Below are 25676 nucleotides of genomic sequence, written 5' to 3'. Positions count from 1 at the left end.
GCGACCAAGGAGGCCATGATGAGCAGTAACTTACATCAGGCGGGTGTGAAACTGCTCAAGCAGTTAGGTCGCCATGCTGACATTATTATGGACACCTATTTGGCGGGCTCTCTTAACGAGGATGCACACGATCCAAGCGTGGTCGAAAAGCTTAAACAGGCAGGGATTTTATGGCGGCCAGAGCCAGATCAGGAGCTGCGGCTTAAGCGTTCTGTGCGTGCCTTACTCGAAGAAGGTTTAAGTGATGAGCGCAATCGTCAAATCGACTCTAATGTCGGTTCGGCCTTAGCGACCATTAAAACCTTGGCCGATCATTATAAAGAGGCGCGTCATAGCTCAGACTACAGCGCCGCCGAGGCCTATTTATCAGATTTAAGCGAGCATGTTTATAGTTTCGCCGACAGTCTGCGTTATTCGATCCGTGTGCTCTGGGGCCGCATTAATAACGAGTTCGGTTATGTGGGTACGATCAACGCTAAGATCCGCGAAAACGAATTAGCTCAAAGCCAAGTGTCTGAATTGCTTAATGGCTTAGAGATGTTCCAGTTTAGTGAGCTAGGCGAAATCGCTGGCGATATACGTGAACTGCGCAAGCTCTTAGTGACGACTTTGCAGGAAACCATGAGCGACTGCGCCCAGGAACTGAGCGTAGTGCAGGGGCGTTTACTCGAACTCTTAGGCCGCTTCAGACAAATCCGTGGGCGTACCCGTTTGCTCAAGGGCTGGTTGCTCTACACTGATTTGCATCCGGATTATCGTCCTGCGGACCATGTGTCCCACAAGGAAATCCCGAGTCTATTCAATCGCGCCGAAATCTTGCTCGCCCCTGCATCGGTAGATGTGCACAACGCCAGCCAAGAGTTGGAGTTGATGGGGATAGTCGCGCATATCAAAGCCATCAGCCGCCATCCTGTGATTGCGGCGGTGCGTGAGCATGATGTATCTGTTTCTATCACCCAAAGTGAAGACTTCGATGTGCCGGATAATCCGCTCAAACAAGCGGTGGATGAGTATTTCGTCGATGTAATTGAGTCTGGCCTGCGCCAATCGGCGCTGGAATATCTGGCGGATAAGGCACTGCCTTGGGACGCTGAAAGCTGGATTTATCAAGTGATTGGCGGCTACGAAGGTCTGCCCGATGAGCACAAAGCTTATTTTGAGCTTGAGCCATTGGGTGAACCGCATCCCATCTATAGCGGCAACTTTATTATTCGCGATGTTGAGTTATGGCTCGCCTAGGCCAACAACAATTACAACTGTTGGAGAACGCTTTTATTAAGCGTTCTCCCAAGGTTAAGCTCACGGCTAACTGGCGTGCGATTTATCGCGAGTTAGAAGTGGGTGAGTTAGACGGATCCGAAAAGTATCTGTGTTTTGCGCCCAAAGATTTTGAACTGCTAAGGCAAAGCGTGTTGGCGTTAATGGGGCTTGATTTAAGGCAGCTTGATTTCAATGTCGATCGCATGGCGATGTCTGCCAAAAGTCACGATGAAAAGCTCGCTAAGATCCGTCCCGAAGCCGAATACGTTTTGATGAAATATCTAGGTTTCGAATCTTCACCAACTGGGATTTCAACTCGCACATCACTGCGTATTCCATTGGATGAAGCACAAAAGCATTGTCATGAACTCAATGTCGCAGCCATCCTAGTGGTTGAAAACTTAGATGTATTTGATGTTATCCATCAAGCGTGTTTACCTGAGAATTTAACTCATGTGATGGTTATCTACCGAGGTAGCGGTCATCATTCCCCGATTGGCGTGCGGCATTTTTTGCAAGCGATGGCAGATAAATTGCCGATCATTGCCTTTACCGACTTAGATCCCGCAGGGTTACAAATCGCCCATACCTTAATGGGCGTGACCCATTGCCTTGTGCCACAACTTGCGCTGACAGCACCTGCTGAGTTATTGGCAATAGCACAAATTAATTCTACTGATGATTTCGACAAGCAAGCGAAACAGGCTAAGTATTTGCAAAATGCCGAGTTAAAGCATTGGCAAAAATTAGCCGTTTGGCTAAATCAACACCATATTAGTATCAAACAGCAGCACCTGCTGCATCATCGGCTTGAGCTAGTACTACTGGCATACAGTTAACCTTTATCCTTCCCCATATCTCTGTAAAATGCGATATAAGTGGTTTTAAATGCTGATTAAAGTGTTTATTCAGTTTTTAAATCTAGAGTTATCCCAATAAAACCCGTTAATCGTGATTTTTTTGTTTTAATTCTGTTATTATTTTTATTTTAAAATAAAGTGGTCAACTGGTTGTTTATTATTCAGTTGTTTTTATTTTATTTAAAATCATATGGATATAAGTTTTTTGTGATGTGTTTTGCTTAATTTGAAATTAAATAAGTAAATTTATTCATTGAATTAACGGCTAGCATGTTTCACTATCCCCGCCTGAGCCAAAAATGGATTGGCAATTGTGCTCATCATGGAAGATGAATAACAAATAAATGACCTTTCTGGGGAAATCACAAGCATGATGAAATCACTTTCGACGCGGATCTTTATTGGTCTGTTTGCCGGCCTTATTTTCGGCACAATAGTGCAATACTTCTTAAACGATATCGGTTTTTTCTCGGGTAATTTAGTCGAGCTTGCCGGTGGCGTTGGTACTATGTTCGTCAATATGATCATGATGCTGGTTGTGCCACTCGTGTTTGTGAGCATCGTTTGTGGTGTCTGTGAGCTGCAAGATCTCAAAAGTTTTGGCCGCTTGGGCGGTAAGACCTTCGGTTTTTATATCATCAATACCTTTGTCGCAATCGCGACGGCATTATTAGTGGCACTGCTACTCGAACCCGGTAAAGGCGTTGATATGAGCAGCACGGATGGTGTAGCCATTACCGCAACAGAGTTGCCAAGCCTGATGGCGCTAGTGATCGACATAGTCCCACGTAATCCTGTGACGGCTTTTATGTCGGGCAATATGCTACAAGTGATCTTTATGGCCTTGTTGCTTGGCGGTGTGATTAAGTCCCTTGGTGAGCATGTTGCGGGTGCTGTCCAAGGTTTTCAAACCGCCAATAAAATCATGATGAAATTGATTTCTGTGGTGATGAGTCTTGCGCCCTATGGTGTATTTGCCTTGATGTTTAAACTCGGCGCGACCTTAGATGCAGGTGTGTTTATGAGTGTGGTTGAGTATATGGTGCTGATCCTCGCGCTGCTGCTACTGTGGATTTTTGTGGTTTATCCTATGGCAGTGGGGATATTTACCCCAATTTCAGCCAAAACCTTCCGCGAGAAGACCCAAGAGCAAGTGCTGTTTTCACTCTCGACCGCAAGCTCAAATGCGACTATTCCCGTGACCATGCGTACTTTAACGGACAAGTTAGGCGTGAACCGTGCTGTTGCTGGTTTTGGCGTACCGCTGGGGGCGACCATGAACATGGGCGGTGTGGCGATTTATATCACTATTGCGATTTTCTTTGTCGCCAACGCCTTTGGCATGCCCATTACCACTGAGCAATTGCCTTCGCTATTATTTAGTGTCTTCCTATTATCTGTCGGTGCGGGCGGTGTGCCCGGTGGCGGCATGGTGATGATAGGTGTGTTAATCCATCAAATGGGTTTACCGATTGAAGCCTTTGCCATAGTGGCGGCCTTAGATCGGATTATTGATATGGTGCTGACATCCTGTAACGTGGTTGGTGATACTGCGGTGTTGACTATAGTGGATCAAACCGAGAAAGTGCATCAGCTTGAGTCAGCGAAGAGTTAATGTGCCATTAAGTCGTATTTTATAAAAAAAAACCACTGAAAACAGTGGCTTTTTTTATGTACTTATATAGGCCTAGGTGCCTATTGGACACAATCTTGTTTCAGCTTAGCAACTGCATCGGCAAAGCCTACGGCGACTATGTTTGAGCTAGTGTATTTACTTGATCTGAAGGAAATGGCTTCAAGGTGTAAGTTTGGAGATTGGATCGTACTTAAACTTTTCCACAGGTCTGAATTAGTTTTGTTCCCGCTGCTGAAATTCATCAGTGAGCCAGTGCCATGCAATTTCAGTTTAGTTTGTTCGCCACTGGTAATGATGAGTACGCTAGGATCCCCATAAAATGCAAAGGATTCCGACATAGTGACATTAATGCTAGGTTGTAGATCTCCAACGGAACAGGCCAAGGTTAATTTGAGATTTTTATCGATAAAATCGATGTTATGACTCTTCAGTGGTATTCCTTCTGCGTTTAAAGTTGAGGCCAAATCTTCCTTGGCATGGGCGTAGCCAATATGGCTGACGAGCATGAGAGCCAGTAACTGTGTTTTCACTTTACTACCTTGCGATTACAGGGATGTTTATTTGCAAATAGATGCATTGGTGACGAGTTTGTCAAAAAGGTGGCGATTATAGATTTTTTTGACACCTTTGGGTAAGTATTTTTAATAGATTTAAACCGTATGACTGATATCCAAATATTTAACACAACAAGTGAAAGAATAGATATTACAAATAGCTGTATTAGGATTTAAATAAGTACTGATTAATGAGTCAACAAGGTGAAAATAAAGTTAGGATGTGTGGGATCAGTCACGCGTTAAATAATGGGAAAGATGTTCCTATTAAGCTTGCTTTACGGTTTAACTTTGTAAAAAGCCACTCAAAAGAGTGGCTTTTTAATTTAGCAGAAACGAATAAAACGTTATCTTCGATTAGGTTTTGCTCTCAAAACCATCCACAGCGTTAACACCGTGATCGCTCCACTTATAAGGCTTGAACTTGCTACTTACCAGTGCGAGTCATTTTATCCAGATAGCCCATGGCAAAGGCTGATAATACAAAGGTGATGTGTATTAACAGATACCACATGATTTTGTCGTTATCGATATTCTTCACATCCATAAAGATTTTCAGTAGGTGAATAGACGAAATCGCCACAATCGACGCCGCCACTTTGTTTTTCAGTGAGCCAGAATCTAATTTACCCAGCCAACTTAGCTTCTCACTGTCTTCGCCCACATCCAGCTGCGAGACAAAATTCTCGTAGCCAGAAAACATCACCATCACAATCAGGCCGCCCACGAGGGTGATATCAATCAAGGACAGGGTCACCAGCACTAAATCCACTTCAGTCATCTCAAAAATGATCGGCAGAATATGGAAGATCTCTTGGAAGAATTTAATGCCTAAGCCCAATAAAACAAAGCTGAGTCCTAAATAAATTGGCGCCATAATCCAGCGCGATGCATACATTAATTTTTCAAATATTTGTTCCATAATCCATTAAACCCTTTATCTAAAATGCGGTAAAAAAATCGAGTCACTAATGACTAAAACAGTAACATAATGCACTTTATGCGCGCTATTACCCAATCACAATGGCGTGAGTTATATGCTGTTATTGTATTTTTTTTGTAACCTCTGTGGTTATTTAAACCCTATGTTAGGTGTTAGTAGCGCCACATCGTTTAATTTGCACTGCCTTTGATATGTCTGAACGTCGCTTTTTCAACCTAATACCAAGCAAATTCAGCCATGGATGATCATTTTTCTTGGCATTTTAGGGCTTTGATGAAGGAAGTGACATTTGTCATCCTAGATTGCTGACAACTCACACTGCCGTGATGGACATTTTACGCAGATACTTAAGTCATCTAAACAAGGAGGCTTAATCATGCAACATAAATCACTGGACCAACAATTAATCGAATACCGTCAACAACGTGCTTTAGCTATGCCCTTATCTGGCATGATTGTGTGGATCCTACTGTTTGTATTGAGCCTTGTATTACCTCCTTCGCAGTTGGTGATGGCGGTCTTTATCGGTACTGGTTCTATTATCTACCTTGCCATGGGTATTTCGCGGCTGACAGGCGAGAATATCTCGTTTAAGAAAAGCGCTGAGCGTAATTGGTTTGAGACTGTGTTTCTCGCTGCGATGGGGATGAGTTTTTTAACCTTTAGCATCAGTATTCCCTTTTTTATGGAAAATTATCTGGCTTTGCCTTTCGCCCTTGCGGTGCAAACAGGTTTAATGTGGTTAGTCCACGGTGTTTTAGCAGCGCAAAAGGTGGCCATAGTGCATGCGATAGTGCGCACCTTAGCCTGTGTGGCAGCTTTCATGCTCTGGCCCGAGCTGAGCTTTCAAATTCAGCCTCTAATCGTGGTGTTTTGTTATGTTTTTTCAATTCCCGTGATGCAGCGCCGTTGGAAGATTCAGCAAAATCTGTGTGCTAGCAATTAGTGGGTTATTTTTGGGTTATTGTGTAGATTTTGGCTTTGCGGCCTAATGGCCGAGGTGCATCAAAGTCGTGGGGCTTCAGCCCTGACGCTTAATCAAGAGTCTAACAAGGTGATCTCGCCCTAGATCGATTTGTATGTCTGCCAGCGCACAGAGCTCAAACTGGTGTTATTGCATTATGGTTATTACCCTGCACTTTTTGCAGTGTGAAGGAGCTTATAATGCAAACCATGAAACTTACGTTCGTTACCGCTGGTGTTGTTCTCGTTGGTAGTTTGCTGCTTAACGGTTGTGATAGTGGCAATGTGAATACTCAAACAGGTACACCAGACTTAACTGTAACAACCGAGGATGGTACTGGTGATGATATTAAAATTGCCACAGCAGTTAATACTGCGTTGATCGCTGATCAGCAGCTACAAAATTTAGATATTCAGATAGAAACCCGCAAGGGCGATGTCACCATTTCCGGCAATGTAAATAGCCAAGCTCAGAAAGACCAAGCTGAACGGGTCACGGCAGCAACCTCTGGTGTGCACTCGGTAAATAATCGGTTGGAAGTAAAATAGCAATGTCAGTAAAGCCGCCTGTTTGATGTATTCAATTGACAGACGACAAACAGGAGCGGCAGCTCTTATCTGGCTTTAATTCACCGCTTATGCCACAAAATACCAATCCCCGCCAACCATGCTGCGGGGCGTTGGCCTTCTTGATTTATAAATGTGTGAGTCCAGCTATGGTCACTCACGCTGGCCTTGCGGCTGCTGTGGCAGATTTGTGCATTGGAGTTTGTACCCGTCGTGACTTTCTTTGCGCCACATTTCGCACTTGCTACGTAGCTTTTGGCTTTGTGGCCTTACGGCCGAGGTGAATCAAGGGGCTTCACCCCACACCCGATAATAGTGCTGGTTTGTTTGGTGTTGAATTGGCAAGGTTATCGCTGTGAGTATGTTAGCAATTGCGGCCTTACGTCCGAGGTAAGTCAAAGTCGTGGGGCTTCACCCCACACCCGACCAAGGAGGACTGCTCGTCCTATCCTCCTTGGATTCTCCAAGACGCCCCCAACGGAGTTGAAAGCCCCTTGGGCATTAAGCGTTCTAATGCTATCGCGCCAGACGCTCGTCCCTGATTCGACTGACGCTATCTCGGCATCCATGCCTCGCTCACGCAACGAACGCAAATGCCCTGCGGCAACTCCGAGGGGATGCTGTATTCTGTTGCTTTGGCGTTGACTGTTAATCTAGAACGAGTAGTGTCTGTCGCATCTTTCAATTACTTAAAATCGATAAAACCAGCATCACTAAGCCACTGTTCAAATATTTTTGGAGTTAATGTATAGCCTGAAACAACGGCATTATTCATCCCAAAAAGCGTAGATTCATTTTCCTTACTTCCTGGAGAGCCTTCATAAGTAATACCGATAATTAGGGGGTTATCTTCTCTATTTTCAGCGTGAAAAATTGGTCCACCACTAATACCACTGAGATAGTAGTCACTATCACCGTTTAATTGAGCATGAAACGAGAAACTATTGTGATGCTGTGACCAGCCACTAGAAATACGACCCGTAACTAAAACTAACGGACTTGATGTAACTAAACCATTTTGAGTTTTATGCTCTGTTGGAAATCCAAATGCAACAGGAGTTATAATCTCATTTTCAAGTGGCTCTTCCCATCTATCAAGATCGATAGCTTTTCTAAAATTACTATCAAAATGTGTACTTTTGACTTTGTCACAGAATTTAATAATGGCTATATCGGGATAAGATTTATCACCATTTTTTTGTAGTGACTTAAAGCCCCCATAAAAATTTTCTTCTGTAAGATGTATCGGTGGAGTACCGTAGCCATATAAGGCTAATATTTTGCTAGAGTTCTCACATTCACTTACGTGCGAGTTAGTGATCCCCCATAGTTGCCCTTTATACTTAAGGTAGGTGATAGTTCCATTGCTCTTTTTTATATTTTTCTGCTGACTTAGTGGTCGCGTTGAAATAAACAATGGGTCACAGTAATCAATTACTAACCGACTAAGATTTTCTGGTATTTCTTTGTCTTCTTTCGTGAATTCCATATCAGCTTCCCAGTAAATTTGGCTATCCATTCAGAACCTAAAGCATAATGTTTTTCGGTTAGCTTACAACTTGTTCAGGCTAAAATTGCTTTAATAAGTATCAAAAGGCCAAAAGATGGGATAGGAATAAATCTCTGCATTTTCTATTTTTCATGCACCTAACCTTTATTTTAAGCTGTAACTTAGAATGAATTTTCGCCAATTTTTAAATCACTTGTGAGCTATGACTGCAATCTTGGCAGGTGAGGGTATAGTTCAGGCTGCGTTTTTGTATTTTGATATTTTTGCTTTGGCACTGTGGGCAGGTTTGTTTCATTGGCGTGTTTTTGGTGCATTGGTTGCATTTGATGTAGTAACCAAACTTACCGTACATTGGGGTGTAGTTTGTTGATTCTCCGCAATGTTTACAGCTAAGAATGCTGTGTGTGGCAGATTGAGTTATTGGTTGGGTTTTGACTTCAACTGCTTTGATAACTTCAAAGTGTGCAACAGGCTCATTGATTTGTTGTGTCTGCGCGAGCGTTATTTCAGTCGCTAATTTATGTGGGTCTATATGTCGATCGATTAAGAAATTGGCAATGGAATTGAGTTCTTGTTGATTAAAGTCGGGGCGGGTGTCGCTTACATTTATAATGCGCATGAACTTACTTTTAAGATTCATGATCTTTTCAAGTTTATCGACTAAAAACTCTGTTTTAACTAACAACTCAGAAATAGCCGTTGGCATAGTATCTCTATTGATTACCGCATCACTTGAGACCGCGCACAGATGGTCCCAGCAACGCATGCCAAAACTTTGTTGTCTTATACCAAGTAATTTTCCTAGAATTTCACTTCTATGCTGTTTTAGCATTTCTTTAAGCAGTGCTTGTTGTAGTTCAACTTGCTTGATAGGAGACGGCATACCAAACCATTTACTTCCGTGACTGCGAGTCCATTCACCCTGTTGGTTAACTTCCACATGGCCTTTTATGCTCTTGGATTCAATTAGCACAAAACCGTAGGTGTAGATAATTAAGTGATCAATTTGCGCGGTTTCGTCATTAAAGGTGAATCGAAAATCATTGATGACCAACACTTCTGGATGATCTTTGAAGGCGCGGCGTAAATAGAAGGCAACATCCTGTTCTTGTTTTTGACCCGCGATAGCTTGTGGTGTTTGGGTATTTTGAAGTGATTTGGTTTTTAGAATCATTTATCAACAGCATCCATTCATAACTTGATAATAATCAGCCTCATAATACCCACTTTGCCATTGAAAGATAAAGATAAAAATAGTTAAACGTTAACCATGGGACTGTAACTATTGATTATCAGATATACACAGGGCCCAACTGGATTAAAAAGAGAGTACAGGCACTAATCTTTTGGGATAAACAGCTAACTCTAAGATTTCAGAAGTTCATCTTCCCCAGCGAAGTTGCAGAAGGGCGTTGAAGACTTTTTATTACAGGCAAAAGAGCAAATAGGCTTCATTTTTATGCCTTAATTACTTTGCAATAACTCCAGTGTCTGAGGAATACACTATCCCCTCGGAGTTGCCGCAGGACGAATAGACAAATTGCGTGAGTCTCGGCATGGATGCCGAGCTAGCTTTCGCAGGTGCAGGGACGCATCCTTCGGAAGCGATAGCAAATTTGCCAATGAGCACAAGGGGCTTTCAACTCCGTTGGGGACGTCATGGAGCATCCAAGGAGGATAGGACGAGCAGTCCTCCTTGGTCGGGTGTGGGGTGAAGCCCCACGACTTTGATTCACCTCGGCCGTAAGGCCGCAATTCCTTCGTCGGTTATGTCGCATCAAAAATCAAAATGTCGCATTCTGCGAACCAATAAAAAAGCCACTGTGGTCAGTGGCTTTTTATTCTAAAAATCAGAAAGTAAGCGATTCTGCTTACTCTAAATCAGGTTCTTCGCTGTAGTCCAAACCATGATAGCTCAGGCAAGCGTCGACTTCGTTAGCGCTACCTAAAATCACCGCAACACGTTGGTGAATTTGCGTTGGTTGAATATCCAGAATGGTTTCATAACCCGTTGAGGCTTTACCGCCGGCTTGTTCGACTAAGAAAGCCATTGGATTGGCTTCGTACATCAAGCGCAGTTTGTACGGTTTTTTAGGATCTTTATTGTCGGTTGGGTAGGTGAAAATACCGCCACGTGATAGCACGCGGTGTACGTCGCCGACCATGGCCGCAATCCAGCGCATGTTGAATGATTTTTCGCGTGGGCCAATTTTACCGAGCAGTAAATCGGCAATATAGGTCTGCATTGGCGCTTCCCAAAAACGTTGGTTCGACATGTTAATGGCAAACTCTTGGGTATCTGGGCTAATGCTCATGGCGGCGTTAGTCAGTAAAAACTCATTGGTTTCTGGGTGCAAAGTAAAGAGTCGCACGCCTTGGCCTGTGGTTAATGCCAGCATGGTTGATGGACCATAAAGTACATAACCTGCGGCTAATTGCGCTCGGCCAGATTGTAAAAAGCTAGTTTCTGTCAGCTCGCCAGCAGGCGCGGGCAGGACGGAGAAAATGGTGCCGACTAACGAGTTGATATCGATATTAGATGAGCCATCTAGCGGATCGAAACACACCAGGTATTGACCATTTTGGCTGACTTCAACCACATGATCTTCTTCTTCCGACGCCAAACCGCGCACTGTACCGTCAGCTTTTAATGCATCTTTGAGCATGTCGTTGGTGATGATATCCAGTTTTTTCTGGGTTTCACCTTGGACGTTTTCTTGCTCAGTCGCGCCTAACACGCCCGCAAGTGCACCGTGGCGAACGGCATGGCTAATGGCTTTTGAGGTGTCGGCTAAGGTTAAAATTAGGTGGGAGAGGGAGTCGTTCACTGCCTGTGAGGTCAGGTGCTGGGCCAGAGTCTGCATGTTATGTCCTTTAGAGGTTCAACAATGAGGTCAATTTCGTTATTTGCCGCGAATGATAACTCAGTTAGTCGACAATTTCAGCGATGTTGCTGATGCTTTTAGCGAATATTGGGGCTTTTTGGGATTATTTGGATTGAGCTTGGCGCAAGGGCCTAATTTGTATCGGCATATTGCATGCTCTTTCTATTTATAGGCGGCCTCTGGCACAATGTCGGCTTGTTTTTAATCGCTGACATCTTAGGCGATTATGCTCCCAAGGAATAATAATGATTAAAAATAGGTTAACTTGGTTCCCTGCGTGCTCACTTAAGGTGCGCGCCGTTCCCCTACTGATAGCGAGCCAAATGGCCATGATTTCGACAGCTATGTTTTCAATTACCCCAGCTTTTGCAATGGAAGGCGGCAAACTGCCACTGACGATTGAGCGAATGAATGCCTCGCCCGCATTAGCGGGCACCAGTCCTCGTGGTTTGAAATTGTCACCCGATGGTCAGCGTGTCACTTATCTTGCGGGCCGTAAAGACAATCAAAACTTTTATGATCTCTGGCAGATGGATGTAAAGACGGGCAAATCTAGCCTATTGCTCAATGCCGATAAGTTGGCAAGCAATGAATTATCCGATGAAGAAAAGGCCCGCCGCGAACGCCAACGTATTTATGGTGAAGGCATTATGGAGTACTTCTGGGCTGATGATAGCCAAGCGCTATTAATTCCGGCTGCTGGTAATCTGTATTATTTTTCATTAGTGGATAACAGTGTAAGCCAACTTCCCATTGGCGAAGGGTTTGCCACAGATGCGCGCCTATCGCCCAAGGGACATTTTGTGTCTTTCGTGCGGGACCAAAATTTGTATGTGTTAGATCTGGCAACCAAAAAACTCCAAGCTATGACAACCGATGGCGGCGGGGCGATTAAAAATGCCATGGCCGAGTTTGTCGCTCAGGAGGAAATGGATCGCATGACAGGTTATTGGTGGGCGCCCGATGAATCGGCCATCGCTTTTACCCGTATTGATGAGTCCGGTGTCGAGCAAGTAACCCGTAACGAAATCTATGCTGACGGTATTAAACTTACTGAGCAGCGCTATCCCTATGCCGGCAAAAACAACGTCGATATCGCCCTCGGTGTGGTCACGTTAAAAGGTAAGGCTATCAATTGGGTGACCCTGCGCGAAGAGAACAACGAAGACAAGAGCAAAGATATTTACCTGCCGCGGGTCGATTGGTTGCCCGATAGCAAACATTTGTCGTTCCAGTGGCAGAGCCGCGATCAACATCAGCTAGATTTGCAACTGGTGGCGTTAGATTCACTGACTAAGCCAAAAACCTTAGTGAAAGAACGCAGTAACGCTTGGGTGAACCTCAATAACGATCTGTACTTTTTAAAACAGCAATCGGCTTTTATTTGGGCATCTGAGCGTGACGGCTTTAATCATCTGTATCTTTTTGACTTAAAAGGCAAACTTAAAACCCAATTGACTCAGGGCGAGTGGGCTGTCGATGCGTTGGAATACATAGATGAAACCGCAGGTTGGGTATATTTCACTGGCCGCAAAGATACGCCAATCGAGAAACAACTTTATCGCGTGCCTTTAGCGGGTGGCAAGGTTGAGCGGGTAAGCAAGCAAGCGGGCATGCACGACCCTGTGTTTGCCGACAATCAAAGTGTGTATCTGGATTATTTCAATAGCTTATCTCAGCCACCGCAGATCAGTTTACACGGTGACAAGGGCCAACAATTGGCTTGGGTTGAGCAAAATGAAGTCAAGCAAGGCCATCCTTTATATGACTATGCGGGTCTGTGGCAAATCCCTGAATTTGGTGAACTGAAAGCCGAAGATGGCCAAGTGTTACAAACCCGTTTATTCAAACCTGTGCCGTTTGATGCGAGTAAGCAATACCCCGTCGTAGTGCGGGTTTACGGTGGGCCGCACGCACAGTTAGTGACCAACAGTTGGAGCGAGCAGGACTACTTTACCCAGTATCTGGTTCAACAAGGCTATGTGGTATTCCAGTTGGATAACCGCGGCAGCGCCCACAGGGGCACAAAGTTCGAGCAAGTGATTTACCGTCATTTGGGCGAAGCTGAAGTGAATGATCAAAAAGTGGGAGTGGACTATTTGCGCAGTCTGCCATTTATCGATGCCGATAATGTGGCGATTTACGGCCACAGCTACGGCGGTTACATGGCCTTGATGAGTCTATTTAAGGCACCCGATTACTTTAAAGCCGCGATTTCGGGGGCTCCTGTCACCGACTGGCGCTTATATGACACCCATTATACTGAGCGTTATTTAGCTCATCCCGAGGGGAATGAAAAGGGTTATGAAGCCAGCAGTGTGTTCCCTTATGTGAAAAACTATCAATCGGGTCTGTTGATGTATCACGGTATGGCCGATGATAACGTTTTGTTTGAAAACAGCACTCGGGTTTATAAAGCACTGCAGGATGAAGGCAAGTTGTTCCAGATGATCGATTATCCTGGATCTAAACATTCGATGCGTGGCGAGAAAGTGCGTAATCACTTATATCGCTCACTGGCAGATTTCCTCGATAGGCAGTTGAAAAACGCCAAATAGCAGGCATAAAAAAACCAGATCCTAGGATCTGGTTTTTTGTGAATTGATTTTTATCAAACCAATCCAGTTTCTAATGCGGGTTGCTTAGCGGGCTATTAGCCTTCTAAGTTACCGCAAAAACGATAGCCTTCACCGTGAATAGTTGCGATGATTTCTGGCGTATCTGGCAAGCTTTCGAAATGCTTACGGATACGACGGATAGTCACGTCTACGGTACGATCGTGTGGCTTAAGTTCACGGCCAGTCATTTTCATCAGTAGATCGGCACGAGTCAAAATTTTGCCTGGGTTTTCAACAAAGTGCAGCATAGCGCGGAACTCGCTACGTGGCAGTTTGTAAGATTCACCCTGTGGGCTCACTAATGAACGGCTGTTGATCTCTAAGCTCCAATCATTGAAGCGGTAGTATTCTACTGAGCTCTTTTCTTCGACTTCAGCGCCAGCGCTGTTGACACGAGTCAGAAGGTTACGAGCACGAATCGTTAATTCACGTGGGTTGAACGGCTTGGTAATATAATCGTCCGCGCCAATTTCAAGTCCAAGAATTTTGTCGACTTCGTTGTCACGACCTGTCAGGAAGATAAGACCGATGTTGTTGATTTCACGTAGTTCACGTGCCAACAATAGACCATTCTTACCTGGCAAGTTAATGTCCATAACGACCAAGTTAATTTTGTTTTCCTGCATAGCCTTATGCATTTCTGCGCCATCATTGGCCTCAGTTACCACATACCCTTCTGCCTCGAAAATACTTCTCAGCGTGTTACGGGTAACGGCTTCATCTTCAACGATCAGAATGTGCGGATTTTGCATATTATTTACCTAAATTTTAATCAGTTTATACTAACCAATAAGAGCAACTTACTTCGGGCTCTTATATTCATAAAAGCGTTGATACTTCCTTGAACTGCTTTGTGCTCAAAAGGAAAATCTTTACGGTGACATCTATATCTTGATGTAGATTAAGTGCACGTTTAAGTGTAATACGAGAAAACGTAATCAGTACCAACTTCGATAAGCAATAGTTAGAATAAGTTCCTTAACTATTGTTTTTTTTAAATGTTTAAAAGACAAATCAAATGTAGAACAGATTTTAAACAGATGCCCGGTCAGTTCACGTTACTTTAAGCGATATATGTAACAAACTGTATTGAACGATAAGCATCTTGCTCAATCTGTTTCAACTCACCAGTACGTACATTGTACTCGTTTTAGTCATTTGTTAACAAATGAAATGTTAACAAATTTTAGGTGAGCCGGGGTTTTTACCATGATATTTACTTTAGCTATTGATTAGTATAACTAATGTATTTCTTATTCCTGTGAGCCAGTTCACGCCTCTTTGGATTTTACAATCACTCTGCTACACTAGCTTGGGTTCATTTTTCGACTAGACTACCAATGGACAATACGACTCAAAATTTGTGGCAATGTTACCAAGCGCCGTTGTTTTTGCTGACTCAAGCATTATCCTGTGATTTTTCCTTTGCTGTTATTACCGCTCATAATCCCGCTTCAAAGCTTCTCTCTCCTAGCCAAAACCGTTTACTCGATCGCCAACTTCTCCGTGAAATTGAATTACTCGGTAGCCCTTATCGTGCTTTAGTGGGCGCTGCACCGGATTTATCCCACATGGAAAAAAGTTGGGCCGTGTTTATCGATAGAACGATGGCATTGCAATTGGGTAAGAAATTTAATCAATATGCGATTTATGTTGTCGAACAAGGGGATGTGAGTTTAGTGCCTTGCACCTTGGATGGACATGATGAAGTGTGTTTAGGCAAATTTAGAGATTATGTGCAGCTGGTATACGAGCTACCCGATTTGAACATTTAGTTGTTTTCAAAAGATTTTATTTAAATTGTTCATTTGTTATGAAATTAGCATTGACTTCATTAGGGGTTTATTGCTACTTTTTTCGTCCCTTTCCTAGGAAAGGAACAGAAGAGGAGCGTTAACTAGATAGTCGGTCAGAGGAGCACAAACTCCAGCGATGACTGATGAGGGAGATTAACGCCGAGGCATAGATATGGTTGCTGCATGTTTATGTCGGTCGCTCAGGCTGAATCCTGACGATTGTCACCTGTAATTGGTGGAGAGCTTCTGGTGACGATTGCTGTTTCCCTTCTTTTGGGGTGCGTTATCATTGAGCACCAGGCTCTTCGAACGAAGTCAGTTCGGAGTGTGATCATGTTAGTTAATCAATATCTTATTCAATTTGTGTTTATTTGTTGCCCTACGTGTTTCACGGAGGTGCGCTAATGTCCCTCGTTGTTGCAAAATTTGGTGGCACCTCAGTCGCCGACTATAACGCTATGAATCGCTGTGCCGACATAGTGTTAGCTAATCCTCATTGTCGTTTAGTTGTGGTCAGCGCTTCGAGCGGCGTGACAAATCTACTAGTGGAATTGACCCAAGAATCGATCAACGACGATGGCCGATTACAGCGATTAAAACAAATTGCCCAAATTCAATATGCGATTTTAGATAAGCTCGGTCGTCCTAACGATGTGGCCGCCGCATTAGATAAATTATTGAGTCGCATGTCGGTATTGAGTGAAGCGCTCGCATCACAACGCAGCAAAGCGACTATGGATGAGTTGTTGTCCCTCGGTGAGCAATGTTCTTCGGCGTTGTTTTCGGCGGTGATCCGCGAGAAAGGTGTTAACTCAAGTGCCTTCGATGTGCGCCGAGTGTTACGTACTGACAGCCACTTTGGCCGCGCCGAACCTCAGGTCGAGCAGATTGCGACTCTAGCTCGTGATTATCTACAGCCACTGTTAGCGGAACAAGTGATTGTCACGCAAGGCTTTATCGGTGCCGATGAAGCCGGTCAAACGACCACGTTAGGTCGCGGCGGTAGTGATTATTCTGCTGCGTTGTTAGCCGAAGCGCTACGCGCCTCAGCGGTCGAGATTTGGACCGATGTCGCTGGGATTTATACAACCGATCCTCGCCTTGCACCCAATGCCTTTCCGATTGCCGAGATCAGTTTCAATGAGGCTGCCGAGATGGCGACCTTTGGTGCCAAGGTATTGCATCCAGCGACTATTCTTCCTGCCGTTCGTCAGCAAATTCAAGTGTTTGTGGGTTCAAGTAAAGAGCCTGAAAAGGGCGGAACTTGGATCCGTCATCAAGTGGAAGATGCGCCCGTATTCCGCGCTGTGGCTTTGCGCCGCGATCAAACCCTATTAAATCTTCACAGCTTGCAAATGTTGCATGCTCAGGGCTTTTTAGCGGAAACCTTTGCGACATTAGCGCGACATAAGATCAGTGTGGATTTGATTACCACATCAGAAGTGAATGTGTCTCTAACCCTCGATAAAACTGGTTCAGATTCGAGTGGTCAAGGTCTGTTGAGTGAGGCATTGCTGCAAGAATTATCACAGCATTGCCGGGTGCGCGTCGAAGATGGATTGGCCTTAGTGGCGATTATCGGTAATCGCATCGCGACGACACCGGGTATCTGTCGCCGTGTATTTGAAGTGTTAGAGCCACACAATGTGCGGATGATTTGCCAAGGTGCCAGCCCACATAATCTGTGTGTGTTAGTAGCAGAATCGGAAGCGGCGCAAGTAGTTAAATCGCTGCATCAAAATCTGTTCGAAGGCGCTTAATATGTTGCCGACAACATCGTCTTTGCAAATCGGGGAGCTTGCCGCAGGGCAAGCACTTACTTTGCCTATCTACCATTTTAAGCCGAGCGACGAGAAGGCGACTGGCCCCAAAGTGTATATTCAGGCCAATGTCCACGGCGCTGAAGTGCAAGGTAATGCGGTGATTTATCAGTTGATGAAGCAGCTTGAACACTGTGACATCCGCGGCGAAATCACCTTAGTACCATTGGCCAATCCGCTCGGGATCAACCAAAAAAGTGGTGAGTTTACCCTTGGCCGATTTGATCCTATTACGGGCGCGAATTGGAATCGTGAGTATTTGAATCATGCAATCGATTTAACGACTTGGTATGGCGAACATGCCAAGCTGAGTGATAGCGAGCTGCTCCAAGCCTATCGCAGTACTTTGGTTGAAGCCTGTCAGCAAAAATTGCGTCATGAATGGGGCATTACTACTGGCCATAGGCTCGCGGTTAATCTGCAGATTATGGCCCATGGCGCGGATATAGTGCTCGATCTGCACACCGGTCCTAAGTCTTGTAAGCACTTGTATTGTCCTGAATATGACTTAGCTGCTGCGCAGTTTTTGTCGATCCCTTATACGCTCATTATCCCCAATGCCTTTGGTGGCGCCATGGATGAGGCGGCGTTTTGTCCTTGGTGGCAATTGAGTGATTTTGCAAAAGCACAGGGGCGCGATCTAGCCGTTGCTGTGTCGGCGTTAACCTTAGAATTGGCGAGCCAAGAGCGCGTCTGTCTTGAGGATGCACGGGTTGATGCACAAGGGATTTTGGCATATTTAAGCCACAGAGGCGTAATAGCTGAAACCGTTGCACCCGCTAAAATGCCGCGCTTTGGTTGTTATCTAAAAGACTATAAAAAATATCACGCGCCAAGTTCTGGCTTAGTGGAATACCTTGCACCTGTGGGTGAGCCATTGGCCGCGGGGCAGCCCTTAGTGAATTTGCTGCGAATGGATTTATACGGTACGGCGGATGAGCTAAAAACGGTCAGTTTGCCGCAGGACTGCGTGCCGATTTTGCACTTTGCTTCGGCGTCTGTGCACCAAGGAACAGAGCTTTATAAAGTGATGACCAATGTGTTTGAGTTGCCAACGACATAATCGCCCGCTTAGAGCATAAGCATTAGCTCATAACATTCAGCTTATAAGAATGAACGAAAACAACGCCAATCCTAATTGATTGGCTTTGTTGTGTTAAGGTGGCTATAACCACTTAAATCGATAAAACAGCGCCATTTGCAGGGCGACGAGTGAGATTAATATGCCGCAGAAGGTGGCGAAGGCCCAAGTGTTGTCCGCGCCCGGTATCCCGCCAATATTGACCCCAAGTAAGCCTGTTAAAAAGCCCAACGGTAAGAAGATTGCTGACACTAAGGATAAGAAGTATAAGCGTTTGTTGAGTTGCTCCGACTGCTGACTGAGTAATTCTTCTTGAGTCACATTGGCTCTATCGCGCAGGGCATCGAGATCTTCAATGGTGCGGATAAGTTTATCGTTTGTTTCCCTTAGCTTGAGTCGCTCAGTATCTTTAAATAGGCTGAATTGCTCGGAAATCATTTTCGAGAATGCTTCGCGCTGTGGGGCTAAATAGCGGCGAATGGCTACAGTTTGACGGCGCAGTTCGGCGATATCGGTACGTAAATCTTTCACATTGCCTGAGACGACTAGCTCTTCTAAATCAGAGAGCTGTTCTTCCAATTTATCAATAAACTCGACTTTACGATTGGTCAGTCGCTCGCAGATTGCGACGATAAAGTCCCCCGTAGTTGTAGGCCCATTGCCCTCAAGGATTAGCTCGGCGACATCTTTGACCGACTGTAACTCGCGATCGCAGGTGGAAATGATCCGCTGTTTATCGGCATAGATACGCACTGCCACCATGTCTTCTGGAGCAGAATTGGGGTTGAGGTTAACGCCGCGTAATGCGAGTAATATGCCTTCACCTGTAATCACAGCGCGGGGACGAGTGTCTTGGGCGAGTAGGGCATCACTTTCGACCTTAGGCAGACCGCTATTGAGTATCCAGTGGCGTGCCTTTTTATTGCGATAGCGAAGGTGTAACCAGAGTAGGCCATCCTGAGGATCCCATTTTTCGATCTGTTCTAGGCTCAAGGTGGAACCCGCTTGGGCGCCGCTTAGCACTAAACTGTAGATAAATCCTTCGTGCATATCGCATTCCATTTAACTTTCAAAATCATCCAAACAAACTAACTGATTTTGCCATGAAAATGAAGTCAGTACTTATGCTTAACGACATGAGACAAACGTAAATTGACATAAATTTGATGTGCTGACGGATGCAAGCAACTTAGCCAAGGATAGGTTAAAATTAGCATTAGTAGGCTTAGATCAAAGAGACAATAAAATGGAATACGAATTTCGGCGTAACAGTTTAACTGGCACTTTTTTGGCTAGCTTTAGCATGGATCATGAAGTGCTTGGGCAATGGTTTACAGAAGAATTAGGGACTGAGTTAGCTAAAATTCAGCAAGTGTTGGGTGTGATAAAAGAAATTCAAGCCGATAAACGAGGTTCATGGCGTCTTGTTGGTAATGATTTTACCTTAGAGTTAGAGCGTGAACAGGCGCGAGTCTTTGCCAATACCTTAGGCTTTGAGCAAGAATATGAATTGGAAGAGGCTATGTCACTCTATGATGCTGAGTCAGAAGCTTATTGTGGCCTAGAGGATTTTGAGCAGGCACTATTGAGTTGGCAGACATTTATCGAGAAAGGTTTGTAATCATTTATTTAATCTCTATTTGATAAAAACATAAAGGCAATCATGGGATTGCCTTTATTGTTTGCGCTATACCAAGCTCATTTTCGTATCTTTAATTATTAAGGTAGCGCACCGCCATTTCGGTTCTCGATTTAGCATTGGCTTTACGCAGTAGGTTTTTCACGTGTACTTTAACTGTGCCTTCACTAATGTGTAAATGCTCTGAAATCATGCGATTACTTAAGCCTTCCGCCAGTTGCTGTAGAATTTGCAGCTCCCTTGGGGTTAGGCTTGAAATCCATTCTTGTTCATCGGTCGCATCTTTAAGTTCGTAAAGGTATTCCTCTACTTCATCGCTGATCACCCTGTGGCCAAGCATGGCATTTTTGAGTTTTTCGAGCAGCAAATCTGGCTCAGTATCTTTGAGCAAATAGCCGTCTGCTCCAGCGCGAAGTAAACGGATAACATCCTGTTTTGCATCTGAAACGGTGAGAATTACTATGCGTGAGGTAACACCTTCTTGGCGCATGGCGTTGAGGGTATCTAGGCCTGTCATGCCTTTCATATTCAGATCGAGCAATATGATGTCGGGTTCATCGGTGACCACTGCGGTTAATGCGTCTAAACCACTACCGGCTTCGCCAAATAGGCTGAAGTCAGGATCTGAAGCGATGAGCTGGCAGATGCCTTTGCGCAAGAGGGGATGGTCATCGACTACCAGTACGGAATAAGGTTTACCCATTTGAAGGCTCCTGTTGAGATGGGAAAATAAGCGTCACTCTAGTGCCACTTGACCCTTTGCTGTGCTGCACAAGGTTTAGTGGGCTGTTAGGTTTGAGTGCGTCGTCTTGTGCATTGCATCCTTGCTCAGTCGTGGTTGCCATAGCAGGTTTAAATCTCTTTAAATCATTGTCGCTGAACACGACTTTACCTGAAAGCTTACTGGCTCGTTCATGCATTATACCTATGCCAAAATGTTGATCTCGTTCTTTTAAATGTCCAATACCTATGCCGTTATCACAAACATCAATATTGACCATACCCTCGTCATCCTTATAGCAATGGATGTTAATGAGGCTGGCCTCGGCGTGTTTGATGGCGTTTAACGTCGCTTCTCGCGTGATCTGCAGTATGTGGATGTGCTGCTTTGCCTCTAGCCATTGTGGCGCAAGTTTATAGTCTAAGGTTATCTTTATATTCGTCTTTGTCCTGAGTTGCTCAAGCATAGCCTCTAAAGCACTTTTTAGATCGGGCTCTTTAATTGTGAGCCTAAAGGTGGATAGTAACTCCCTGAGCTGCACGTAGGCAGTGCTTACACCTTCGTTGATTTCGGTTAACTGCGCCTCAACGATCGGGCTGCGGCAACTGCAATCTAAGTTTTTGCGTAATAAGCTAATTTGGATTTTCAGGAAAGAGAGCACTTGACCCAAAGAGTCGTGCAGCTCCCGGGCAATCACGCCACGTTCCTCCATTAGCGCCAGTTGCTGTCTTTGCTCTGTGGCATTGTGGATCACGATTGAGCGCGTCAACATAATTGCGAAATTGTTAAACAAGGCGATATTGGGTGTTTGGTCGGCAATTAACTCTAAATAGCCTAAATTAGCCTGCTCAAATTGCAGTGGGAAACGGGTGCTCTCTTGAGTCATATCTGGCCAACCGCCATCGGCCTCAATCACTTCTAACTCTTGCTCTGGGTATTGAATGATGAGTCTTAGGTAGTCGAGTGATTCATAGCCTTTTAACTGATTCAGCGCCGCCTTGAGAGCCTTGTAATCGAGTTTATTTGCGTTTAATGTCAGTAGGTTATCATATAAGAATGCCAGCTCGTTGTTGGCCCTTGTCAGCGCTAAGGTTTTTTCTGCTACCTGCGATTCTAAGTTGCCATAAAGCGTCGCGAGTTCCTTCGCCGTTTTTTGTAGGGCATGGGTCAGCGCTGTAAGTTCAATATATTCGGTCTCGGGCATTTCTATTTCAAAATTACCCTTAGAAATCGTGTTGGCCGATTCCATCAGTTTTTGCAGCGGGATCACCACTTTCTTCTTTGTAAAACGCACGGCCACAAAAGCGATAATGAGCATGACGCCTAAGCCTAATATTTGGCTGGCGGCAAGGAGCCTGAGTTTAAAGGCGGCGTAGTGCTCCATCTCAAGCACCAGTAAATCAATGGTATCAACAAAGTCCTTCAGTGAGGCGACATAATCGCGGGAGTTTTCTTGTTCTATGTAGTGTTTCATCACCAGCCATTTATCGATGACAAGCTGATATTGAGCGGCAATTTCTGGCGGACTAAACCAACTTTCCGAGGGCTTTAACGTGCCGGAATAGAGCGTATTTTCGAATTCGGTAATTTTATCCTGCGCAGCATCACTGCCTGAGTTGGCGTAAAACATTAACCGATAGCTTTGCATCCTCAGCGACCCTGAGGCATTAATCGCCTTGGCGTCGCCTAAGCTGTAGGACAAATTGATGATAGCAAAAGTCGATAAACTACTAGAGAGCAGAATAAGTACTAACATTAATCCTAAGATTTTTGAGGTTAGACTACCTCGTTTCATTAATCCGCTGTTCATTTTGATGGCCGCTGTTATGGCACTTTGCAGTGGTTTTTACATTAGAAAATAATGTAATACATTAACAAAAGTATAGAAATGTGAACAACAACACCTTTACATTTTGATCTAGCGCAAACTTCAACCTAGATACCCCCTAAGAGGTATATTTTTAGCAGGGTTAAATCACTAAGTTTGACCATGGAGATGTCGTGATTTACAACAATAATGCAACACGGAGATGAGATGATGAAGAAGATGACAGGTAAGTCCTTTGCACTGAGTGCACTGGTTGCCGCCAGCTTCATGGCAGCGGGCGCAATGGCGAGTGATAAAACAGAGCCTCGCAACGAAGTTTATAAAGATAAATTTAAGAATCAATACAGTAGCTGGCATGATACCGCTAAAAGTGAAGAACTAGTGGATGCTCTTGCACAAGATCCTAATATGGTGATCTTATGGGCGGGTTATGGTTTTGCTAAAGATTATAATGCACCACGCGGCCACATGTATGCGGTAACTGACGTGCGCAACACGCTACGTACAGGTGCACCCGCTAATGCGGAAGATGGTCCTATGCCGATGGCATGTTGGAGCTGTAAGAGCCCTGACGTACCTCGCTTGATTGAAGAGCAAGGCGAAGATGGTTACTTCAAAGGTAAGTGGTCAAAGGGTGGCCCTGAAGTGACAAATACCATTGGTTGTGGTGATTGCCATGAAAAAAGCTCTCCAAAGTTACGTATTTCACGCCCTTATGCAGACCGTGCTTTTGAAGCTATAGGTACACCTTTTAGCAAAGCGTCTAAACAAGATAAAGAATCAATGGTATGTGCTCAGTGCCACGTTGAGTATTATTTTGAGAAAACTGACGACAAAAAGAATTTTGTTAAATTCCCTTGGGATATGGGTACAACAGTTGAAAAAATGGAAGTCTACTATGACTCAATCCAATTTTCTGATTGGACACACGCCCTTTCTAAGACACCAATGTTAAAAGCCCAGCATCCAGAGTATGAAACGTGGAAAATGGGTATTCACGGCATGAATAATGTGAGTTGCGTTGACTGTCACATGCCAAAAGTGACCAGTGCTGAAGGTAAGAAGTTTACCGATCATAAAGTGGGCAATCCATTCGACCGTTTTGAAGAAACCTGTGCAACTTGCCATAGCCAGACTAAAGAGTTTTTGGTTGGCGTGACTAATGAGCGTAAAGCCAAAGTCAAAGAAATGAAGTTGAAAGCGGAAGAGCAATTAGTCAAAGCACACTTTGAAGCAGAGGCTGCGTGGAAAGCTGGCGCAACTGAAGAAGAAATGAAACCCATACTGACAGATATTCGCCACTCACAATGGCGTTGGGATTTAGCGATTGCTTCCCATGGTGTTGCAGCTCACGCACCTGATGAAGCATTGCGTATTCTGGGAACTTCGGTAAGTAAAGCTGCTGATGCTCGTGTGAAGTTAGCGCAATTACTCGGTAAAAAAGGCATCACAGATCCTGTTGCGATTCCTGATATCTCTACTAAAGCTAAAGCACAAGCGGCCTTAGGTATGGACATGAAAAAGATGAATGCTGAGAAAGAAGCATTTAAGAAAGACATATTACCTAAGTGGGATGAAGAAGCGAAAAAACGCGAAGCCACTTATAAGTAGGTTTTAATCAATCGCGGTTGAGTTTTCGATATGAGCTAACCCCTCATGCAAACAAAAGCCCTCGCTGACTCAGCGGGGGCTTTTTTATGGAAAAAATATCGAGTAATGTCAGGCGTTGGTCATGCTGGCTGAAGAAATACCACGGGCTAAATCGCTATTTGATCAGTTTTAATAACGCCCTAAACCGCTCGCCTTGGGCTTGATGTTGTAATTCAAATAATAACGATTCTACGTTAGTTAATAGGGCGCCCCTGGCCGTCATCATTTGGATCCCGAGTTGTTTATTCTCAGCACTGCGTGACGATACGCAATCGGCGACTAAATGCACCGAATATTGCTGCTCGATAAGGTCACAACAGGTTTGGTAAACACACACATGGGTTTCAATACCCGCGAGTATGACGTGTTTGCGATTCGTCTTAGTTAATGCCTTTGCAAACGCGTCACAGTGCCAGCCGCTAAAATGCTGCTTGGCAATGGGTGAGCTGGTTTTCGCAAGTAAGGTTTGCAGCTCAGGGCTAGTTGCTCCGAGTTTATCGGGTAGCTGTTCTAACCACAGTATGGGAATTTCAAATAATTGTGCGCCTTGGATTAAGGTCTGTAGTTGTTGATGCAGCTTGTCACTGTTATCCATGATTTGTGCAAGTTTTCCTTGCACATCGACGATAACGAGAACACATTCTTCTGGTTTTAACATCGGGCCTTCCTTCTGCGCTTGATGATTGTCTTAGTGATGATCTTCGCTTTTGTCTAAGAGCTTGTGTTGTGATGCTCAGATTTCATCTCGATTTACGCTTCCCCCAGTAGACCCTAATTTAACCTTGTTACCAATAGGCCTAAGGTCGAATAGCTGCCGCACTTAAACTGCTCACTAAAAGAGTGCATCGCACCAGTTAGTGCTCGATTATGGTGCGTTTTTAACCTTAAAAAATAGTGTTAAACAATTTAAACCAATAATAATCAATAGATTAAATTGTTGGCCTAATGATTGAATTACCTTTGATACAAGTTAATAACAATCGCGTTTTTTTGGAGGTCAGGATGAAACTAGTCAGCGCTATCATCAAGCCGTTTAAGTTGGATGATGTCCGTGAAGCTATCGCCGGAATTGGTATTGAGGGCATGACGGTGACCGAAGTGAAAGGTTTTGGCCGTCAGAAAGGGCATACAGAGTTGTATCGCGGCGCCGAGTATCAGGTGGATTTTTTGCCAAAAGTAAAACTAGAAATTGCCACTAAGGCTGAAAATCTCGACATGTTGATTGAGGCCATTACCACTGCGGCCCATACGGGGAAAATTGGTGACGGTAAGATCTTCGTCGTTGATTTAGAACATGCTATCCGTATCCGTACGGGTGAACTTGATACTGAAGCGCTATAAGGGG

At 44.5% G+C, this 25676-nt stretch carries 22 protein-coding genes and 1 riboswitch; of the genes, 12 read left to right on the top strand and 10 right to left on the bottom strand.

Features of this window, described 5'->3' with window-relative positions; translation table 11 throughout:
* Positions 1-18 precede the first annotated feature (18 nt).
* The 3 genes from RA178_RS18820 to RA178_RS18810 all read left to right on the top strand — a co-directional run bounded on the left by RA178_RS18820 (position 19) and on the right by RA178_RS18810 (position 3735).
* Positions 19-1239, top strand: coding sequence for a hypothetical protein (locus RA178_RS18820; protein ID WP_011790750.1), 1221 nt, complete (start codon positions 19-21; stop codon positions 1237-1239).
* Entirely contained in the window at positions 1227-2099 is an 873-nt protein-coding gene (locus RA178_RS18815) for a DUF7281 domain-containing protein (RefSeq protein WP_306683318.1), read from the top strand. Before RA178_RS18820 ends, RA178_RS18815 begins: the two co-directional genes overlap by 13 nt.
* A gap of 391 nt (positions 2100-2490) precedes the next feature.
* Complete coding sequence (locus RA178_RS18810; protein ID WP_263256323.1) at positions 2491-3735, top strand: dicarboxylate/amino acid:cation symporter; 1245 nt, start codon at positions 2491-2493, stop codon at positions 3733-3735.
* 80 nt (positions 3736-3815) lie between these two features.
* Here RA178_RS18810 and RA178_RS18805 read toward each other — a convergent pair whose 3' ends face one another.
* Both RA178_RS18805 and RA178_RS18800 read right to left on the bottom strand, forming a co-directional pair.
* A complete protein-coding gene (locus RA178_RS18805) occupies positions 3816-4286 on the bottom strand; it encodes a hypothetical protein (protein ID WP_263167820.1) in 471 nt (156 codons plus the stop codon).
* Between the two features lie 451 nt (positions 4287-4737).
* Complete coding sequence (locus RA178_RS18800; RefSeq protein ID WP_263167819.1) at positions 4738-5232, bottom strand: TIGR00645 family protein; 495 nt, start codon at positions 5230-5232, stop codon at positions 4738-4740.
* Positions 5233-5629: 397 nt separating this feature from the next.
* On the opposite strand from RA178_RS18800, the gene RA178_RS18795 reads away from it, so the two are divergent.
* Together RA178_RS18795 and RA178_RS18790 are read left to right on the top strand one after the other, a co-directional pair.
* Positions 5630-6199 (top strand): DUF7010 family protein, encoded by a 570-nt coding sequence (locus RA178_RS18795; protein ID WP_173496287.1) that lies wholly within the window; start codon positions 5630-5632, stop codon positions 6197-6199.
* A gap of 218 nt (positions 6200-6417) precedes the next feature.
* Entirely contained in the window at positions 6418-6765 is a 348-nt protein-coding gene (locus RA178_RS18790) for a BON domain-containing protein (RefSeq protein ID WP_105250242.1), read from the top strand.
* 703 nt (positions 6766-7468) lie between these two features.
* Here RA178_RS18790 and RA178_RS18785 read toward each other — a convergent pair.
* The 3 genes from RA178_RS18785 to RA178_RS18775 all read right to left on the bottom strand — a co-directional run bounded on the left by RA178_RS18785 (position 7469) and on the right by RA178_RS18775 (position 11157).
* The gene (locus tag RA178_RS18785) at positions 7469-8302 is read right to left on the bottom strand and encodes a hypothetical protein (RefSeq protein WP_306683316.1); all 834 of its coding nucleotides are present in this window, start codon (positions 8300-8302) and stop codon (positions 7469-7471) included.
* 175 nt (positions 8303-8477) lie between these two features.
* Complete coding sequence (locus RA178_RS18780) at positions 8478-9467, bottom strand: nuclease-related domain-containing protein (RefSeq protein ID WP_306683315.1); 990 nt, start codon at positions 9465-9467, stop codon at positions 8478-8480.
* A 697-nt stretch (positions 9468-10164) separates the two neighbouring features.
* A complete protein-coding gene (locus tag RA178_RS18775) occupies positions 10165-11157 on the bottom strand; it encodes a class 1 fructose-bisphosphatase (protein ID WP_306683314.1) in 993 nt (330 codons plus the stop codon).
* Positions 11158-11423: 266 nt separating this feature from the next.
* On the opposite strand from RA178_RS18775, the gene RA178_RS18770 reads away from it, so the two are divergent.
* Positions 11424-13736, top strand: coding sequence for a S9 family peptidase (locus RA178_RS18770; RefSeq protein WP_306683313.1), 2313 nt, complete (start codon positions 11424-11426; stop codon positions 13734-13736).
* Between the two features lie 95 nt (positions 13737-13831).
* Here the strand turns inward: RA178_RS18770 and arcA are convergent, their stop codons facing one another.
* On the bottom strand, positions 13832-14548 hold the full coding sequence (gene arcA, locus RA178_RS18765) for a two-component system response regulator ArcA (protein ID WP_006080127.1): 717 nt from the start codon (positions 14546-14548) through the stop codon (positions 13832-13834).
* A gap of 588 nt (positions 14549-15136) precedes the next feature.
* Here arcA and RA178_RS18760 point away from each other — a divergent pair.
* The 3 genes from RA178_RS18760 (at position 15137) to RA178_RS18750 (ending at position 18475) form a co-directional block, all read left to right on the top strand.
* Positions 15137-15571 carry a DUF3293 domain-containing protein gene (locus RA178_RS18760; RefSeq protein WP_173247481.1) on the top strand — a complete coding sequence of 145 codons (435 nt, stop codon included), beginning with the start codon at positions 15137-15139 and terminating at the stop codon, positions 15569-15571.
* A gap of 100 nt (positions 15572-15671) precedes the next feature.
* Positions 15672-15846, top strand: a riboswitch (Lysine riboswitch).
* Positions 15847-15996: 150 nt separating this feature from the next.
* The gene (lysC, locus tag RA178_RS18755) at positions 15997-17352 is read left to right on the top strand and encodes a lysine-sensitive aspartokinase 3 (RefSeq protein WP_306683311.1); all 1356 of its coding nucleotides are present in this window, start codon (positions 15997-15999) and stop codon (positions 17350-17352) included.
* Between the two features lies 1 nt (position 17353).
* The gene (locus RA178_RS18750; RefSeq protein ID WP_306683310.1) at positions 17354-18475 is read left to right on the top strand and encodes a succinylglutamate desuccinylase/aspartoacylase family protein; all 1122 of its coding nucleotides are present in this window, start codon (positions 17354-17356) and stop codon (positions 18473-18475) included.
* 102 nt (positions 18476-18577) lie between these two features.
* Here RA178_RS18750 and RA178_RS18745 read toward each other — a convergent pair whose 3' ends face one another.
* Entirely contained in the window at positions 18578-19543 is a 966-nt protein-coding gene (locus RA178_RS18745; protein ID WP_131525184.1) for a zinc transporter ZntB, read from the bottom strand.
* 196 nt (positions 19544-19739) lie between these two features.
* Between RA178_RS18745 and RA178_RS18740 the strand changes: the two genes are divergently transcribed.
* Positions 19740-20114, top strand: coding sequence for a YacL family protein (locus tag RA178_RS18740; RefSeq protein WP_198571932.1), 375 nt, complete (start codon positions 19740-19742; stop codon positions 20112-20114).
* A gap of 91 nt (positions 20115-20205) precedes the next feature.
* On the opposite strand, the gene RA178_RS18735 is transcribed toward RA178_RS18740, so the two are convergent.
* Together RA178_RS18735 and narQ are read right to left on the bottom strand one after the other, a co-directional pair.
* A complete protein-coding gene (locus RA178_RS18735; protein WP_105250232.1) occupies positions 20206-20835 on the bottom strand; it encodes a response regulator in 630 nt (209 codons plus the stop codon).
* The gene (narQ, locus tag RA178_RS18730) at positions 20828-22663 is read right to left on the bottom strand and encodes a nitrate/nitrite two-component system sensor histidine kinase NarQ (protein ID WP_198571931.1); all 1836 of its coding nucleotides are present in this window, start codon (positions 22661-22663) and stop codon (positions 20828-20830) included. The genes RA178_RS18735 and narQ overlap by 8 nt, the downstream gene beginning before the upstream one ends.
* A 225-nt stretch (positions 22664-22888) precedes the next feature.
* On the opposite strand from narQ, the gene nrfA reads away from it, so the two are divergent.
* Positions 22889-24292 carry an ammonia-forming nitrite reductase cytochrome c552 subunit gene (gene nrfA, locus RA178_RS18725; protein ID WP_263163585.1) on the top strand — a complete coding sequence of 468 codons (1404 nt, stop codon included), beginning with the start codon at positions 22889-22891 and terminating at the stop codon, positions 24290-24292.
* Positions 24293-24446: 154 nt separating this feature from the next.
* Here nrfA and RA178_RS18720 read toward each other — a convergent pair whose 3' ends face one another.
* Entirely contained in the window at positions 24447-24989 is a 543-nt protein-coding gene (locus RA178_RS18720) for a hydrolase (RefSeq protein WP_263197667.1), read from the bottom strand.
* A 344-nt stretch (positions 24990-25333) separates the two neighbouring features.
* Here RA178_RS18720 and RA178_RS18715 point away from each other — a divergent pair, with 344 nt between their 5' ends.
* Complete coding sequence (locus tag RA178_RS18715) at positions 25334-25672, top strand: P-II family nitrogen regulator (protein ID WP_028761800.1); 339 nt, start codon at positions 25334-25336, stop codon at positions 25670-25672.
* Positions 25673-25676 lie beyond the last annotated feature (4 nt).

The sequence above is a fragment of the Shewanella oncorhynchi genome, from assembly GCF_030848765.1.
Classification (GTDB): Bacteria; Pseudomonadota; Gammaproteobacteria; order Enterobacterales; family Shewanellaceae; genus Shewanella; species Shewanella oncorhynchi.
This window is presented reverse-complemented; position numbering and strand designations above follow the sequence as displayed.